Source organism: Neomelitea salexigens DSM 19753 (genome assembly GCF_000422345.1).
Lineage (GTDB): Bacteria > Pseudomonadota > Gammaproteobacteria > Pseudomonadales > Spongiibacteraceae > Spongiibacter > Spongiibacter marinus_A.
The window spans coordinates 118,010-134,367 of record NZ_AULP01000007.1; the positions used below are offsets into that span (position 1 = coordinate 118,010).

At 53.9% G+C, this 16,358-nt stretch carries 15 protein-coding genes and 1 riboswitch; of the genes, 6 read left to right on the top strand and 9 right to left on the bottom strand.

All coding sequences use genetic code 11. The annotated features are described in order from the left end of the window. Nucleotides 1–41 precede the first annotated feature (41 nt). A complete protein-coding gene (locus tag H573_RS18010) occupies nucleotides 42–1,505 on the top strand; it encodes an alkaline phosphatase PhoX (RefSeq protein ID WP_051171244.1) in 1,464 nt (487 codons plus the stop codon). 73 nt (nucleotides 1,506–1,578) lie between these two features. Here H573_RS18010 and H573_RS0111660 read toward each other — a convergent pair whose 3' ends face one another. Beyond that, nucleotides 1,579–1,872 carry a Dabb family protein gene (locus H573_RS0111660; RefSeq protein ID WP_051171245.1) on the bottom strand — a complete coding sequence of 98 codons (294 nt, stop codon included), beginning with the start codon at nucleotides 1,870–1,872 and terminating at the stop codon, nucleotides 1,579–1,581. A gap of 88 nt (nucleotides 1,873–1,960) precedes the next feature. Beyond that, nucleotides 1,961–2,188: riboswitch (cobalamin riboswitch) on the top strand. A gap of 184 nt (nucleotides 2,189–2,372) precedes the next feature. Between H573_RS0111660 and H573_RS0111665 the strand changes: the two genes are divergently transcribed. From H573_RS0111665 to H573_RS0111675, 3 genes are read left to right on the top strand one after another with little or no spacing between them, the layout of a single operon-like run. After that, on the top strand, nucleotides 2,373–6,818 hold the full coding sequence (locus H573_RS0111665; protein WP_051171246.1) for a cobaltochelatase subunit CobN: 4,446 nt from the start codon (nucleotides 2,373–2,375) through the stop codon (nucleotides 6,816–6,818). A 22-nt stretch (nucleotides 6,819–6,840) separates the two neighbouring features. Then, nucleotides 6,841–7,284 carry a MotA/TolQ/ExbB proton channel family protein gene (locus H573_RS0111670; protein WP_027874429.1) on the top strand — a complete coding sequence of 148 codons (444 nt, stop codon included), beginning with the start codon at nucleotides 6,841–6,843 and terminating at the stop codon, nucleotides 7,282–7,284. A gap of 4 nt (nucleotides 7,285–7,288) precedes the next feature. Further along, nucleotides 7,289–7,594, top strand: a complete 306-nt coding sequence (locus H573_RS0111675) for a DUF2149 domain-containing protein (RefSeq protein WP_027874430.1) — start codon at nucleotides 7,289–7,291, stop codon at nucleotides 7,592–7,594. Between the two features lie 16 nt (nucleotides 7,595–7,610). On the opposite strand, the gene H573_RS0111680 is transcribed toward H573_RS0111675, so the two are convergent. Both H573_RS0111680 and mltF read right to left on the bottom strand, forming a co-directional pair. Next, complete coding sequence (locus tag H573_RS0111680) at nucleotides 7,611–7,889, bottom strand: hypothetical protein (protein ID WP_027874431.1); 279 nt, start codon at nucleotides 7,887–7,889, stop codon at nucleotides 7,611–7,613. A 159-nt stretch (nucleotides 7,890–8,048) separates the two neighbouring features. Further along, nucleotides 8,049–9,413: a membrane-bound lytic murein transglycosylase MltF gene (gene mltF / locus H573_RS0111685; protein WP_036256629.1), complete on the bottom strand. Its 1,365-nt coding sequence runs from the start codon at nucleotides 9,411–9,413 to the stop codon at nucleotides 8,049–8,051. Between the two features lie 202 nt (nucleotides 9,414–9,615). Between mltF and H573_RS0111690 the strand changes: the two genes are divergently transcribed. Both H573_RS0111690 and H573_RS0111695 read left to right on the top strand, forming a co-directional pair. Continuing rightward, nucleotides 9,616–10,275: an alpha/beta hydrolase gene (locus H573_RS0111690; RefSeq protein WP_027874433.1), complete on the top strand. Its 660-nt coding sequence runs from the start codon at nucleotides 9,616–9,618 to the stop codon at nucleotides 10,273–10,275. Nucleotides 10,276–10,414: 139 nt separating this feature from the next. After that, the gene (locus tag H573_RS0111695; protein WP_027874434.1) at nucleotides 10,415–10,771 is read left to right on the top strand and encodes a DUF3127 domain-containing protein; all 357 of its coding nucleotides are present in this window, start codon (nucleotides 10,415–10,417) and stop codon (nucleotides 10,769–10,771) included. A 136-nt stretch (nucleotides 10,772–10,907) separates the two neighbouring features. Here H573_RS0111695 and H573_RS0111700 read toward each other — a convergent pair whose 3' ends face one another. From H573_RS0111700 to H573_RS0111730, 6 genes are all read right to left on the bottom strand, one after another. Further along, nucleotides 10,908–11,195 carry a helix-turn-helix domain-containing protein gene (locus tag H573_RS0111700; RefSeq protein WP_027874435.1) on the bottom strand — a complete coding sequence of 96 codons (288 nt, stop codon included), beginning with the start codon at nucleotides 11,193–11,195 and terminating at the stop codon, nucleotides 10,908–10,910. Beyond that, nucleotides 11,188–11,529, bottom strand: coding sequence for a type II toxin-antitoxin system RelE/ParE family toxin (locus tag H573_RS0111705; RefSeq protein ID WP_027874436.1), 342 nt, complete (start codon nucleotides 11,527–11,529; stop codon nucleotides 11,188–11,190). The genes H573_RS0111700 and H573_RS0111705 overlap by 8 nt, the downstream gene beginning before the upstream one ends. Nucleotides 11,530–11,655: 126 nt before the next feature. Further along, a complete protein-coding gene (locus H573_RS0111710) occupies nucleotides 11,656–12,336 on the bottom strand; it encodes an energy transducer TonB (protein WP_027874437.1) in 681 nt (226 codons plus the stop codon). A gap of 145 nt (nucleotides 12,337–12,481) precedes the next feature. Then, nucleotides 12,482–13,674, bottom strand: a protein-coding gene (locus H573_RS0111715) for an IS3 family transposase (protein WP_154653886.1) whose coding sequence is annotated in 2 segments (ribosomal slippage) — nucleotides 12,482–13,366 and nucleotides 13,369–13,674 — 1,191 coding nt in all. Because the reading frame shifts where the segments join, the coding sequence is not laid out codon by codon here. A 108-nt stretch (nucleotides 13,675–13,782) separates the two neighbouring features. Further along, on the bottom strand, nucleotides 13,783–14,574 hold the full coding sequence (locus tag H573_RS0111725; RefSeq protein ID WP_027874440.1) for a bestrophin-like domain: 792 nt from the start codon (nucleotides 14,572–14,574) through the stop codon (nucleotides 13,783–13,785). 455 nt (nucleotides 14,575–15,029) lie between these two features. Further along, complete coding sequence (locus H573_RS0111730) at nucleotides 15,030–16,289, bottom strand: ribonucleotide-diphosphate reductase subunit beta (RefSeq protein ID WP_027874441.1); 1,260 nt, start codon at nucleotides 16,287–16,289, stop codon at nucleotides 15,030–15,032. Between the last annotated feature and the right edge of the window lie 69 nt (nucleotides 16,290–16,358).

Here is a 16,358-nt window from a genome sequence, read left to right on the forward strand (position 1 = left end):
TAATAGAAATTAGTAGTTAGAAAACTAGAGGGGAAGGTTGGATGAATCCATTACTTAAAGAAGCGGAGCGCAAGGGTTGGTCGCGGCGACTATTTCTGCGCAACCTGTTGTTCTCGGCGGGCAGTGTCGCCACGGCAAGCTGGTTGACCGCCTGTGGTGGCAGTTCGTCCAGTTCCATCAGCAACGGTAGTGCGACGTTCTCCAGCAAATTCCGCAATATTGGTCCTCTGCAAGAGCCGAATGACGACGGCATTCGGCTGCCCCTGGGGTTCACCTCCCGTCAGCTGGCGGTATTTGGCGAGCCGCCAGTACCCAGTGTTGACCCACTGTTCTTCTGGCATTCGGACCCCGACGGCGGTGGCACCTTTAGAACCGACGATGGCGGTTGGATTTATGTCAGCAACTCCGAAGCACGCGACCTGACAACGATCCGCGACCAAGACCCGACTGGGGAATTTCGCCGCAATCTAGACCGCGATACCGCCGCGTTCTTGCCACCATTTTTCGGCGGCGGGGTCAGTGCCTTGCGCTTTGATGCGGCGGGTAACCTTGTCGATGCTTACCCCTGTCAGCGTGGTACCACCACGAACTGTTCCGGTGGCGCGACCCCCTGGGGAACCTGGATTAACGGCGAGGAAATCTGGGACGGCAAGATGTTTGAATGCAGCCCGCTTCGCGACGGCGGCGAGGCTGTCGAGCTGCCGTGCTTCGGCCGCAAAGCACACGAAATGGTGGCGGTCGATGCCGAGCGCCGAGCGATTTACCACACCGAAGATATCGACAGCGAAACCGACCGCTTTTACCGCACCGCCTGGACGACGAGCAGCTGGCCGGTAGCCAATGAGCGCCCCGATATGACTGCCGGTAAATTGCAGGTGTTGTATGTCCCCGCCGGCATTGATGCCGCTCGCGCTGGCCCGACACCGATTGTATGGAACGATGCCATTGACGACGGCCGCGCTCAGCCTGCAACGGTGGGTGAGGTCGACGCCACGATCTTTGGCGGTAATGAAGGCGTTTGGTATCTCAATGGCTTCATCTTCTTCTCCACGAAGAGTGACGACAATATCTGGGCTATTGATATTGAAGGCGAAACCATCGAGAGCATCTACGCACCTCGCGATGACGTGGCAGGCTCCCCCTTCGATAATGCCGAAGAGCCGCTGACAGGGGTGGACAATATTGCCATGACCTTAGACGGCGAAATGCTAGTAGTGGAAGACGGTGGTTTTATGCGCTGCATGGTGCTGTTACCGGACCGCACCACCATTCCACTGTTACAGCTTCCCGGTAACCCTAGCCTCACTGAGGTGACCGGCATTGCCATTGCGCCCACTGGGGACCGCTTATACGTGTCCGGGCAGCGCAGCCGTCCCCTGGGTTTGTTGCCGCCGGAATTGGAGCCCGGTTCGCCCATTCCAACCCGTGTGGCAGGCGTTACCTATGAGATTCAAATGCCGTTCAAAGTAAGAGTGGATCGCCCGCTGGCGAAGGCATTGAGCTAACGACAATTGCTTGTGTTCGATAGGCCGCATACAGCGGCCTTTTTTATATTTGAAACGAGTTTGATCCGCCTGTTCAAAGCTCAAATTGTAGTGATTGAAAGGTGTCGAGAATGGGGCTTGCCACCGCTTTCATAAAGCGCTGGTGGCTGGGGTGAGTAACATAGGTTTTTAAGTCCGCCTTGCAGCGAAACTCAGCCACTAACGCGTAGTCGGCATTGCCGCGATAAATGCCTGCATCGCTACCAAATTGATAGGAGAGTATCTCTGGAATCTCCTGGGGCAACTTCGCTAAACCCTCGGTTACCGCATCGATGTCGCTGGCACTGGTCCCGACTTTCCAGTTGAGTAGTACAATATGTTTTATCAAATTACGCTCCTGCTTCTCGCCCCATCACGAATTTCATTGCTTACCTCTTTGCCATCTCTTCGCCTTGACCGGCTTAATTAAGTCGGTATGATCGCTCCCTGTTCCAGGTGCCCAATTGTTATTTTACGTGGGTTAAACGGGAAACAGGTGCGCATACTGTGCTCATTGTAGCCATGCATGCTAGCCCTGTGCTGCCCCCGCAACGGTAATCAGAAGTAGTTTGGCACGGCCACTGTCTCACGACGGGAAGGCGTCAAACATTTGGAGAGATCCACTTCTGTAAGCCCGGAGACCGGCCTGAACACAGTGCGTAGTTGCGGTGGGCGACGTAGCAGGGTCAGTTTTCCCTTCTAAATTCCTCCCTATTCGACAACCGCGTTTGATCAATCACATGCGGGTGGGCATGCGAGCGCCATAGCTGGTTTTACCAGTTGTCGAGACGTCCACTTGCACGCGATATCACGGCCTTACTTTGGCTGCCGTATAGGAAGGGACTTCGGGTGAATCAGCATTTTAATGAGTGGCACCGGACTAAGGCGCTACTGGTATTTCTCCTGGCGCTGACAGCGAGCGTGTTGTGCTCGGCGGCGCAGGCGAGCCTGGTGATTGTCTCCGATCGCTCTTCCTCGGTGCTGGTGGCGGGTGCTCACCGCTATCTCGATAAGAAGCCGCAGGCCGATATAGCGATTCGCACTGTTAGCCAAGTAGAACGTCTGAACGACGCGGATTTACAACAGCTGCTGCTGAGTCATCATTCCTTACTTCTCGCCGGGGTGTTCGGCGAATCCGTCGAACGCCTGCTGGCAATGGCGTATCCGCGCGGTCAACGCCGCTTTGTATTGCACAGTGACAACCGGCTTATGGCGCTGCAGCGCGATGCCAATGGCCAGCCGTTTTCCAGCGCGGTTAGTCAGCAGTTTGTGGGCAGCGAGGGCTTGGCGCTGGATGCTGAGTCACTGGCGGCCAGTCAGCAAAAATTTCCTGAGTACAGCGCGTGGTTGCAGGCACGGGCGTATTGGATTCACCGTTCGGCGGTGAATGCCGAGTCGTTGATTGCGCTGCTGAATGACGGTGATGCCGCACCACTGCGCGAGCAAGCGCCGCTGCGTTTGGCCTTACACGGTAAACAAGGGGAGCGTTGGCTGACGAGTGACGAGTTGGATCAATCACTGTCTGCCGATAAACCCATTGTTTGGGTGCTCGACCACAATACCGGCGACCTCAACGGTGAATGGGCGTTGCATCGCGCCATTTGCGCAAACCCGCAGTGGCAGTGCGTCTCGTTATTGGCGGCATGGGGTGAGCCCAGCGTCGACGCTGTAGATACCATCGCAACGCTAATGGCTGGCAAGCGCGCGGCGACGCCCTCGGTCATTATTTCCCTGCAGGACTTTGTCGTCGGCGGCGGTGAAGGTCGCCAAGCGGTTCTCGATGCACTGCAAGCGCTTAATCTGCCTGTGTTGAAAGGCCTGCGGGTGCTGGACTGGGGCTATAGTGACTGGCAGCTTTCCGCTCAGGGTTTGCCGGCAGATTCGGTGCACTACCGTTTGGCCATGCCCGAACTACAGGGCATTGGACAGGCGCAAATTCTCTCGCTGGCGTCAGACTCCGGCATCGACCCGGCCACCGGTGCCAAGCTGCGTCGCAGCGAAGTGGTCGACGCTGAGTTGGCCCGGCAGCTGCGGCGGGTAGAGCGTTGGTTGGCGCTGCAAAACAAGCGCAACGCTGACAAGCGGATCGCCATTGTCTATTACAACCATCCTCCCGGTCGCCACAATATCGGTGCAGATAATCTAAACGTACCCGACAGTTTGCTGGAAATGCTGCGGGCATTGCAGTCTGCGGGCTATCACACCGGAAAGCTCCCAGAGAATACCGAGGCCTTGCTGAGCTTGCTGCAGGAACGGGGCGTGAATTTACCTGAAGACCGACAGGCATTGGCGGAAATGTCTGGCAAGGTCGCCAGCCTGAGTGCAGACGATTATCGGCAGTGGTTTGCCACGCTGCCCAAGGTCGTACAGCAAGAAATGGTGGCTGGCCCACTGGGTGAGTTACACCAGCGTATGGTGAGTCAGCTTGAGCGGCTCAGCGCACTTCAGGATTTTCGACTGCGCCAGAAGCGTTTAACGCTACTCACCGAGAGTATGCACAATACCGTCACGAATCTTCACCACGCCCTCGATGGTGTGCGTCAAAAAAGCCGCAATCGGGCGCTGGATTTGTTGGAGCAGCTAGAGCGCGAATACCAAGCGCAAATTGATGCCGTGGCCAGTGGTGGCCAAGCCTCATGGCGGGCCGCCGAGCAGCGTGTGGCAGCGCTGGTCGTACTGGGTATTGAAGGAATTCGCGGCTGGGGCGAGGCCCCCGGCAAGGTGATGGTCTGGGGTGAGCGTTTGCTGGTGCCAGGCGTTCGCTTTGGCAATGTCTTCGTCGGCCCGCAGCCACCGCGGGGCTGGGAACTGAATGAAGAGCTGTTGCACGCCAATTTGAGTTTTCCGCCGCCGCATCAGTACCTGGCGTTTTATCGCTACTTGCAGGATGACTTTGGCGCCGATGCGCTGGTGCATGTGGGCCGCCATTCCACCTATGAGTTTTTGCCGCGCCGGGGTGTGGGTCTGGGGGAAGACGACTACCCGAGCATTATCGCGGGTGATCTGCCGGGGGTGTATCCCTACATCGTCGATGGCGTTGGCGAGGGGATTCAAGCCAAACGCCGTGGCTTGGCGGTGATGGTGGATCACTTAACACCGCCTCTGGCAGTCACGGAGCTTTACGATGAGCTATTAGAAGTGCGGCAGTTAGTGGAGAGCGCCGAGGCCGCGAGTGACCCGTTCACCCGCAGCGGCGCACTGGCGCAGCTCAGGGCGAAAATCGATGAATATGGCCTGCGCGACGAGCTGGAAGCGTCGATGGATGAAGAGCTAAAAGTGCGAGGTATCGGCTTTGAAGAGATTGATGAAGAACTCTTTCTCCACGAAGTCGGTCACTATCTGACCCATGTTCAGGAAGACTTTATGCCGCTGGGCCTGCATGTATTGGGTCGCGACTGGAGCACGGCCGGCGTTGATACCATGTTGGCATCGATGGCCGACAGCGGCGCGACTGAGGCAGAAAAAGCGGCGTGGCGCAGAGACCTGACGCGTTCGCCGCAAGCCGAGATGACCGCGCTACTCAATGGCTTGAATGGGCGCTTCGTTGCGCCGGGTAAAGGCAACGATCCTATCCGAACCCCCGAGGCCCTGCCCACCGGGCGTAACTTCCACGCCCTGGACGGCAGTCTTATTCCCAGCAAACTCGGCTATCAGGTTGGGCGCCAGTTGGCTGATCAGGTACTTCGCGGCGAGCAGACCGACGAGGTTCTGCTGCGTGAAAACGCCCAGCGCGTTGCCGCTAAATACGGCGAGGCAGTTCCTGCCGATAAACAGGGCGTGATTCTTTGGGCCTCGGATGCGGTGCGGGACGAGGGGGCAATGGTGGCCTTCGGCCTCAAACTGCTGGGTATGCGGCCGGTGTGGAACAGCCGCGGTATTGTAAAAGGGTTGGAGCGCATCGAACTTGGCGAGGATCAGCCCCGGCGCATGGATGTACTGTTTACCGCCTCCGGGCTGTTTCGCGATTTATACGGTCGACACATGACCCTACTTGATCGCGCCGTGTTAATGGCACTGGATGCCAGCCGCGACACCATCGCAGAGCGATACCCCAATTTACGACCCGCACTCAACGCCGCGCTCGCGCTGATCGAAGACACCGCAGCCGGTGGTCGCGAGCCGCTGGAGAAAAACCAAGTAGCGACTAACTGGGTGACAGAGGCGCGCGCGATGCTCGCCGCGCAGCCGGGGATGCATGCCAGTGACGTGGGGCGGCATGCCAGCCTGCGGGTCTTTGGTATTGCGCCGGGCGGTTACGGCGCAGGTATTAACCGACTGGTTGAGCGTTCCGGTGCCTGGCAAGACCGGAAAGAGCTGGGTGAGGTCTACCTCAAGCGCATGGGGCATGCGTTTGGCGTGGGTTTACAGGGCGACGCGGCGCAGCAGGTGTTTCGCGACCAGCTGGCTGGCGTATCCAAAACCTTTCTCGGGCGCGCCAGTAACCTTTATGGCTTGATCGATAATAACGACGCCTTCGATTACCTCGGCGGTTTTAACTTGGCCGTGGAAACCGTCACTGGTCGCCAGCCGGAAAGCGCCGTAATCAATCATGCCCGCAGCGATGTGCTGCGTATGGATAGCCTACAAAAAACCCTCGCCACCGAGTTGCGCGGTCGCTTCTTCAACCCACAGTGGATTAAACCGCTAATGGACGAGGGCTACGCCGGTGCGCGCACCATGGGCAGTGAATTCGTCGAGTACCTTTGGGGCTGGGAAGTCACCAGCCCGGAGTTAATCAGCGACGCGGTGTGGAACGAACTAAAAGACGTTTACATCGACGACGGCCGCGACCTCGGGTTGGATACCTTCCTGAGTGAAGGCGACAAGCGCTATGTGCAAACCAATATTCTAGCGGTGATGCTGGTGGCCATCGACAAAGGCTTCTGGCAGGCCGGTGAGCAAACGACCGCCCAGCTCGCCCAGCAGTTTGCCAGCAATATTATTGAGCACGGCAACCCCGGCAGCGGTCACACCCATGCCAATCACCCTATGTATGAGCTAGTAAAAGCCCAGCTCAGCGCCGAACGCGCCGCTGAGCTTGAGGCCGTGTTGGCGCGCAGCCGCACGGTCGCCGAGCAACTGGCTGCCCAGCCCAGCACCATTCGTGAAGTGCACGTGGCGCCGAGTGAGCTAGCGCCCGAGCAGCGTGCCGAGGAGGCGTCGGCAGCGAAGGGTGGCGGTGAGCAGGCTGAGTCGGCGCGCAGTGGCATGTCGCCAACATGGTACTGGCTGCTGGCAATTGTCGTCGTGATATTTGGTGTGGGTATGCGGCGCGGTTTGCGCGCTAATGCGTAACCGTTAGAAAGGGAAGATCGCTGTGTTTTCGAGTTTATCGCTGGATGTTTTACATACGTTATCTGGCCTGCTGTTAGAGCCTGTGGTGTGGGCTCTGTTGGCTATGCTGGCAGTGGCCGTGTTTGAGTGTGGCCTGGCGCTGGGTGAGCGCTTTGGCGGCATTGCCCGCATGAGCCGCGCCGCGCTACTGGCAACGGGGCGGCGGCGCATCGAGCGAGCAGATTTTGTTACGCGACTCTCACCCATGCTCGGCCTCATGGGCACGCTGATTCCATTGGGGCCAGGGCTGGCCGCGTTGGGTGAGGGCGACTTGCAGGTGCTCACCACGGCGATGATCACGGCCTTTGATACCACGGTCATTGGCTTGTTGGCAGGCATGATCGGCTTTGTACTTGGCCGCTTGCGCCGCCGATGGTACGACCGAGCGCTGCTGGCACTAACGCCGTCGACAGACGCAGGGGAATAGTGCAATGGATGATTGGCGGCGCAGTCACTTCTTCGAGCACGACGACGACCCACTGGGGCCCATGGCGAACCTGGTGGACATAATTCTGGTATTTGCCTGCGGCTTGATCGCCGCGCTTGTCGCCTATAGCCCCGAGCTTCAGCAGCACTTTGACAGCACACGTCAGCAACGGGATTTATCACTGGGTGAAGAACTGCCGCAGGCGCCGGACAGTGTGCAATCACCGCTGCAAGACGGCAGCGGCTACGAATCGTTGGGCACCGTATACCGCGACCCTGAAACCGGAAAACTGATTCTGATCGGCGAGTGAAGCGGCCTGCGAACGCTTATTTGTTGCCCCAGATCTTGGCAACCGCGTTGTCTGAGCCCAAGGCGCCGACAAGCAGCGAAACAAAGCCAATGCAGAAGAACACCACTACCGGAACCAGCGCGCCAAGTTGGTCACTGTTGAGTGCCACTGCAGCGGACCCCAGCGATAGCAATACAAACAGTGACCCGACAATATTCAAAATCACCCGGTGAGAGGGCTTATAGTTGGCGGGCGCCTCAGCCGTTTCAAAAATCCTAAGAATTGGCCAGAAAATTTTCTTTAATAGTGATTTCACGCTTGCCCGCTTCGAACCCAAGAATGCCCCATGCTAGCAAATAAAGGTGGACTAAACGTGCACGTAGGCGTGAATTTATGTCGACGTTAGCGTTACCACCCTGCAAAGACACAGTAGAACGTTTGGCTATACTGCGGCGAGAGGCGATAGCTTTGCATCCTACTCATCATACCCTTTGATAATGTCTTCGTAGTTTCTTATCCGCTGTACATAGCGCACAGGCTCCAGACCACGTGCATAGCCATATTTCAGATCTTTGTAATAGCGCTTATCTGATAGCAACGGCAGTACTTCTTTCATATCTGACCATCGCGCGGGGTCCTTGCCCAATTTGCGAGCCAGGGTTTGCGCATCATGCATATGAGCACGACCGATATTGTAAGCAGCCAATGCCATGTAAGTGCGATCTGGCTCCGGGATAGCGTCGTCAAAGCGCTCTCGCATCTTATGCAGGTATAGCGCGCCAGCGGGAATAGCCTCTTTGGGGTTCAGGCGATCTTTAACACCCAGTGACTTCGCGGTGTTTTGCGTCAACATCATAATGCCACGCACGCCGGTGGGGCTTTTGGCATGAGCGTCCCAGTGAGACTCTTGATAGGCCTGCGCGGCGATAAGGGTGTCATCGAGGTTGTGTTGTTTCGCCGCACTCGCAAAAATCGATTCGTACTTGGGCAGACGGTCTTCGATGCGCCGCACTAACGTGCGTATATCGACGAAATCGAACTGTTCAATGTAGCTGTAATAACGGTCGTGGACTAATTGGGCAGTGGCCTTGCCCACGCTGCTGTCTAACCAGGTATTCACTGCAGACTTTAGTGCCGTGCTACCGCTGGGCATCATCCAGGCCTGCGACTTCTGCTCGCTTACATCCAGCATCACCACTAATTCCGGCATAAAACGGCGGTTTACATCGACAATGTTGGAATCGGCGATGGTGCAGTCAATTTTGCCGTCCCACACTTTCTGTAATAAGGCTTCGGTGCCTGTCTGGGTATTACTTTTCCAGCTCAATTGAGGGTTGTTAATCTTTAGGGTTTGCAAGGTTTCTTCGTAGCTGCTGCCAGCAACCACTTCTAGCGAGACCTTATGAAGCTCGTCTAGCGACTTCGCCACGTTCCCGCCACGGCGGCATACCAGTTGCTCGGTAACACTCTCTATTTGCTTGGAGAAAATGAACCGGGCTTCCCGTTGGTCGGTGACCGTGAGTCCCGACGCCGCCATATCGGCTTTTCCCGCTTTCAGGGCATTCAGGGTGTCGGTAATGGTTTCCTCAAGCACAACCACCAGTTTTACCCCGAGGTGTTCCGCAAACGCCTCCGACATCTGATATTCCGGCCCAGCGGCGTGGCTATTTTTGTCCAAGTAGTAAATCGTAGGCGCATTGCGCATCAGTACCCGCAGCTCCCCCGAGGTTTTAATGTCACTGAGTGTTCGGGGCTCGCTAGTGGTGGTCGACGTGCCGTCGTGACTGCATGCGATTAAGCCGAGGCACGCAAGGGCTGCGAAAATCAAACGTGTGCTCATTAATAGGCCTTATGGAGTTATTTTCTAGCGCTACGAAAGATGACGCTGTTCCGATTCAGTGGGTTTTCTGGTGTGCATAGTGCCGCCTGCGGGTTCTCTCCTGCTCGTTCTCTATGTAGGGCCGTAAGCTATTGTAGAACAGGCTGGACTAGTCTGGACGTGATATTCTCCCCGCAACGGACAAACCCTTAGGAGCCGCATTTTGCTCAAATGTGAAGTAATAGAACCGCAAACGACGGCAGATGCTGCTGTCATTTGGTTGCATGGTCTGGGTGCCAGCGGTCACGACTTTGTGCCGGTGGTGCCTCACCTTGGCTTACCGGAAAATCACGGCGTGCGCTTTATCTTCCCCCATGCGCCGGAGATTCCCGTCACAATCAATGGCGGCATGGTCATGCCCGCCTGGTACGACATACTCGCCATGTCGCTGGAGCGCGAGATCGATACCGAGCAGATAGAAGCCTCCTCTGCGGCGGTACGCGAGCTAATTCAGCGTGAACTGGATGCCGGTATTCCCAGCGAGCGCATCGTATTGGCAGGCTTTAGCCAGGGCGGGGCAGTGGTGTACCACACCGCGCTTTCCTACCCCAAACCGCTGGCAGGTTTGCTGACGATGTCTACCTACTTTGCCACCGCCAAAGAAGTCACCCTCTCGGAGGCCAACAAGGCCCTGCCTATCCACATTTTCCACGGCAGCCAAGACTCAATGGTGCCCGAAGTGATGGGCCATACCGCCGATCAAATCCTGCAAAGCATGGGTTTTAAACCCACCTACCGCAGCTACCCCATGCAGCATGAAGTCTGTTTGGAGGAAATAGTCGATATCGGCAACAGTCTTAAAGCGTGCTTGGGGTTGGACTGAGAGGTTAGCCAGAGGGGATAGCCAGAAGGCGGCAATTAATCACGCCTGCTCCGTTGGTACCAAGTCTGGTGATTCAATCCGGCATTGGTACAATGCGTTTGGCCAACTGTGGCACAAACGCAACCCCCGAGAGAGAAGCATGTCATACGAGCTCACCGGCAAAATTAAGCTGATTCAGGAAACACAAACCTTCAATAGCGGTTTTAGCAAGCGGGAAATGGTGGTCACCGTCGAAGACGGCAACTACCCGCAGGATATCAGCCTGGAATTCCTGAAAGAAAAGATCAGCCTGCTGGACAGTCTCTGCGTTGGACAGAACGTCACCGTGAGCTTCGACATTCGCGGGCGCGAGTACAACGGGCGCTACTTCAATAATCTGGTGGGCTGGAAAATCCAGTCAGACGCCAGTGCCGCTGACAGTGAACCCTACCCCCCGGCAGACAACACGCCATATGATCAATCCTTTAGCAACACGGATGACGACATTCCGTTTTAATTCAGTGAGTCGCCGGCCGTGCAGACGTTACCCGGGGACTATCGGGGCGCGGTAGTTATAGGTGGGTGGGCGTTAGAATCAGAATTAATGGCTTTGATCCTGTTGGTTCTCGTCACGGTGCCTGCTCCTGTTAGCGCTACGATGCCAGCGCACGAAGCACGACTTCAGGTTCTTTAGCGACGACATTCAATAGCACCAACGCTGGCCCTTGCGGGGTGCGATCTCCACGCTCCCAGTGACGTAGAGTGCTTACACTGATACCGAAAGCAGAAGCAAATTCGTTTTGTGACATGCCCACTTTTGCTCGAACTTTCTTAACATCCAGCGGGCCAAATTCATGGACAACAGCTTTGCCGGGCTTTCCTTTGGAAAACTCTGTTGCTTCCGCCAACCCCTGTTTAATACTTGAAAATGCATCAGTCATCATTGCCACCATAATGTTTGCGTAAAAGGGCAGTGAGCTTCGCAAGTTCGTTTCTCTCTGACTTGCTCAGGTTCGCTTTCTCACCTTTCCCGAATACGGTTAATAAAAACAGCGGCATCGTGCCATTGTGGTAGTAGTAAACTACGCGAACCCCACCACTTTTACCTTTTCCTTGGGCAGACCACCTCAGCTTCCGAATCCCACCCGTGCCCTGCATGAGGTCTCCAGATTGGGGATGAAAAGCCAAGTAATTGATAATGCTGGCTTTCTCTTCCTCGCTCAGAAGGCTCAGTGCTCGCTTGAGGAATTCAGGTAGCTCTACGATTGTCTGCATAACACCAAGAGTAATCCATTGGATTACTCTTGGTCAAGATGGCGCTAACGCCCACCTTTGGGGCAGGCAAAATAAGCGCAGCGTTTTTGACTGTCCCAGCCCCGTAGGGGCGACAACAGGTGCTTGTTAACCATTTACCCACTCGGGCCTTACGTAGATGACTTCTTCTACACCAGAAGTTTCTATCCGCACACCGTTTACTATTTTTGGAATGTAACGAAGCATAGCAGCAAGCTTTAATGCCTCAGCAACAGAACGCTTACTTGCATTACTTTTCTTCGCAACTATATTTATTGGTATTCCATCATCGTCAATATCAAACGTGACCGGGACAGAAATCGCGGTTTCACTTTTTTCGAGGTAGCTAAAATCGAGTATAAGTTTCGCTTCCCCATCCTTTTTATGCAACGCAACAGCATCAGGGAGTTCCTGATATGCCTCTCTTGCACATTCGTCCTTACGCATAGAAGCACATATCTTAATCAGAGTCGTTAAATCTCTAACTTCCAGGACGGCGTTGTCAGTTTTGATGTCTGACGCTTTACGATAGTAGATTATGGATTGTTCATAATCTTTGAGACCAGCAAGTATCGATCCTTTAAATCCATATATCATTTTCTTATCTATCGGATCTGTATACTTGCTCCCTATTCCTTTCTCTACTTGGTCAATACGCAACTTTGCTAGTTTGTAATCTCCTGACTGATAAATCTCTTCGATGGGAAGCAAATCGCCATATAAATTTTTAGATATCGCTGCCGTACAAGCTGTGCAGAGCAGAAACACAAATAAAATAACACTTTTCATTTAGTCGGACTCCGCCGGATTATGGTTAACGCCAACATCATTGGCATTTTTGGAGCGGGGAAAATTGGCGAAAAATGAGCGAAGCGAATACCAATTTTCGCAACGGAAAAAATGTGATCTTCCCCCGATAAAATGGATACCCATTTCAAATTACTACGCTGCGCTCATATTCTATCGGGGACAAATAGCCAATTCCCGAGTGTAACCGACATTCGTTATAAAACTTGTTGATGTAACGTGACAAGGCTTTACGTAATGTCTTCACACCATTGAACACGGTTCCCCGGATCAGCTCGGCCTTCAGACTGTGGAAGAACGACTCCATTCGAGCATTGTCAGTGCACTGCCCTGGCCGATTCACGCTATGCCGGATGCCTTTCGTTCTCAATAATATTTGGAACTCTCCATTCATATACTCAATCCCTCGATCCGTATGGAATACAAGGCCACACACCGGCTCCCGCTTTCTTAGCGCATATCTCATCGCTGATAACGTGAGCTCTGACGTCCTGCTATCTGATAACGACCACCCCAATATTCGCCGCGAGTAGTAATCCATCACTGTGGCCAAATACTGCCACCGGCCATTTAACTTTAAGTACGTCACATCACCCACCCACACCTGGTCAACACCGGTTGGCTCTGCCAAGGTACGCAACAGGTTCTTCCCCTGGGCTTTGAAGCGTTTCAAGCCCGGCTGACGCCGAGTAACGCGGACAACTCGACCTCGTAGACCTGCTTCCCGCATCAAGCGTTCAACGCGCTTCCGGCCTACAGCAACGCCTTGCGATCTCAGCACCTTATAGACTCTAGGGCTGCCATAGCGCCCTTCACTTTGATGGAATATCTTAGTGATACGCTTCAATAGCAATTCGTCTTCGCAGCAGCGTTTAGAGGCCGATCGCTTTGCCCAAGCATAAAAACCGCTGGGCGACACTTCCAGCCAACGGCAAAGCTTCGCCACACCTAGCTCTCGGTATCTTTGGATGAATCCAAATCGCTCTGATGGCGTTCCGCAAGATACCGTTGCCACTTTTTTAGCAGGTCATTCTCCTGACGCAGTCGTTCATTTTCTTTCTTGAGACGAGCATTTTCCGTCAGTGTCTTCGCACTCGGCGTTCGCTTTTCTTTTTCCACAGACACTCGCTTTCGGCCATCACCCTGAAGTTGCCCTTCACGATACTCTTTTCTCCAGCGAGACAACATGAAGGGATGAATATCCAGACCCTCGGCAACTTCTTTAACCTGAATACCTTCTTTTAAAGAGAGCCTGACAGCTTTAACTTTAAAGTCTTTTGAATACTCCCACGTCTTCCGTGGCTTTGTATATTTCGGCACTTCACTACCTCCTGAGGTATCAGAAGGTATCCATCAAAACGGGGGAACTACAAATGTCCAATGCATGTTCTTGTTAGGCTATGTTTGCAAGGAAGCCGCATAAGTAATTTATTTTCTGTACCCATTTAGTAAATCTACCATTACGCTTTGGTTTACCTGTATTAGCCCCCGCTTTGGTCGATCTAAATCAATAATTATAAAAACAATTAATGTAATTAATAATGACACCAATACTATTGGTGCAAATATACGTTTGCCACTAAGCCCAGCGGAATACCCCATTATTCCTCCAGACGAGATAAAAACAATAAATAAGAGTAGTAGTACAACCTCCGGTACTTGCATTTGAAGTAATGCGTTTCGTTTCCCTTGACTGTCTATAACATCATTAAGGGATTTGACATAGGTGCCTGTCGTAGCGGGGCGTGGATCAGCATCCGTTGCTGATATTGCTACCTCCCATAATTGATTCTGCAAATCGGCTATCTTTTTATTGTATGTAGCTCTCTCTTCAATCTTCGTAAGATTGATTTGGCCAATCTCTACGCGAAGCTGTATGTATTGCTTGAATAGTTTATTGGTTTCTTCTCTAAATTCTTCTGGCAGCAACTGGACCCTCAATACTGCAGTACCAATGGCATTAGCTTCATCTATTAAAGCCATACTGCGGTTATCATAGCGCTGCATGGACATACTGAAAGTAAAGCCAAGTAACAAGGCTAATAACCCAAGTATGCTAGCTTGAATGGATCCAGTTAGAGATTTTACTTCACTATCAGTGCGTGATTGGACAAATCGGCCCACCCTAAAGCCCATTTCATTAAATAGGATTATCATAGCGAAAAGTGCAACGACAATTGCAACACTGCTGTATCCGTAGAGAATTTCTTGTTGATTCATGAATGTTCCTTATGAGCCTAACAGCCTATTTATGAGGCCAGTTTGGCCTCATAATAATTATTGTCGGGCGGCCATCTATCACGTTTTTGTTTCCGCCCGGCGAAGGTCTATCCCATTGTAGGGAAAAGACTATTCCTAAAATAAATCGCCTCAATATCCATTAACAGGGTCATTTATTGTGCAGTTAAGCCTGTTAAGTAGGTCGTGCCGTTTCTAAAGGGGAGGTGGCGAGAAAGTAATTGGATTTGCACACCGTTCCTTGGGCAGTGGGGCAGTACATCCTTAACTGCGTTAGACGTTTACCATAAATTCGTAGCGCGAATCCCGCAAGCTTTTTCCGCCCAGCTCGTTCTTGGCTGGGGGCGATATTGGTGCTATCTGCAAGAGGTGGGTTGTTAGAGGCCCAATAAAAAAGGCCCTCATTTGAGGGCCTTTGGGTGTTTACAGTGTTGGCTTTACCAGCTCAACGCCCCACCTGTTTGATACTCAATCACGCGCGTTTCAAAGAAGTTTTTCTCTTTGCGCAGGTCCATGATTTCGCTCATCCAGGGGAAGGGGTTTTGCGCATTGGGGAACTGCTCTTTCAGGCCAAGCTGCGACAGGCGGCGGTTGGCGATGAATTGCAGGTATTCTTCCATCATGGCTGAGTTCATGCCGAGTACGCCGCGGGGCATGGAGTCTTTGGCGTATTCGATTTCCAGCTGCATGCCTTCCACGATCATTTGGGTGACTTCAGCCTGGAATTGCTCGCTCCACAGGTGTGGGTTTTCCAGTTTGATCTGGTTGATCATGTCGATGCCGAAGTTCAGGTGCATGGACTCGTCGCGCAGGATGTACTGGAACTGTTCGGCAACGCCGGTCATTTTGTTGCGGCGGCCCATAGACAGAATCTGGGTGAAGCCACAGTAGAAGAAGATGCCTTCGGTAACGGCGTAGAAACCAATCAGGTTACGCAGCAGTTCCTGGTCGTCTTCCGGGGTGCCGGTTTTGAAGTTGGGGTCGCCCAGTGCTTGGGTGTGTTTCAGGCTCCAGGCCGCTTTCTTGGCGATGGAGGGCAGCTCGCGGTACATGTTGAAGACTTCGCCTTCGTCCATGCCCAGTGACTCTACACAGTATTGGTAGGCGTGGGTGTGGATGGCTTCTTCAAAAGCCTGGCGCAGCAGGTATTGGCGGCACTCAGGGTTGGTGATGTGGCGGTAAACAGCCAGTACCAGGTTGTTGGCAACCAGTGAGTCGGCGGTAGAGAAGTAGCCCAGTGAGCGCATAACAATGCGGCGCTCGTCGTCCGTCAGGCCTTCAGGGTTTTTCCAGCAGGCGATGTCGGCGGTCATGTTAACTTCTTGCGGCATCCAGTGGTTGGCGCAGCCGTCCAGGTATTTCTGCCATGCCCAGTCGTACTTGAAGGGCACCAGTTGGTTGAGGTCCAGGTGGCAGTTGATAATGCGCTTGTCTTCAACGCGCAGGCGGGCAGCGCCCATTTCCAGGTCTTCCAGGCCGGCGGCAACGTCGAGGTTGTCGAGCGAGGCGCTGGCTTTTTCCATTACCGCTTGTGCGCTGGCGGCTGGCTGCTCGGGAGCCGCTTGGCTGGCTACAGCAGGCTTGGGCGCTTCAGGTGCAGGAGCCTGTGGGGCGGCGGCCTGCTGTGGTGCTTCTTTAGTTTGAGGTTTAGCCGCTTCTTGTGCGTCGTCTTTATCGAAATCGTCCCAGCTAAGCATTAGTGAGTTACCTCGGTATTAAGTGTGTGTTCGTTCGCTGCTATTTGGGTGGGGCGCCGTAACGCCCCG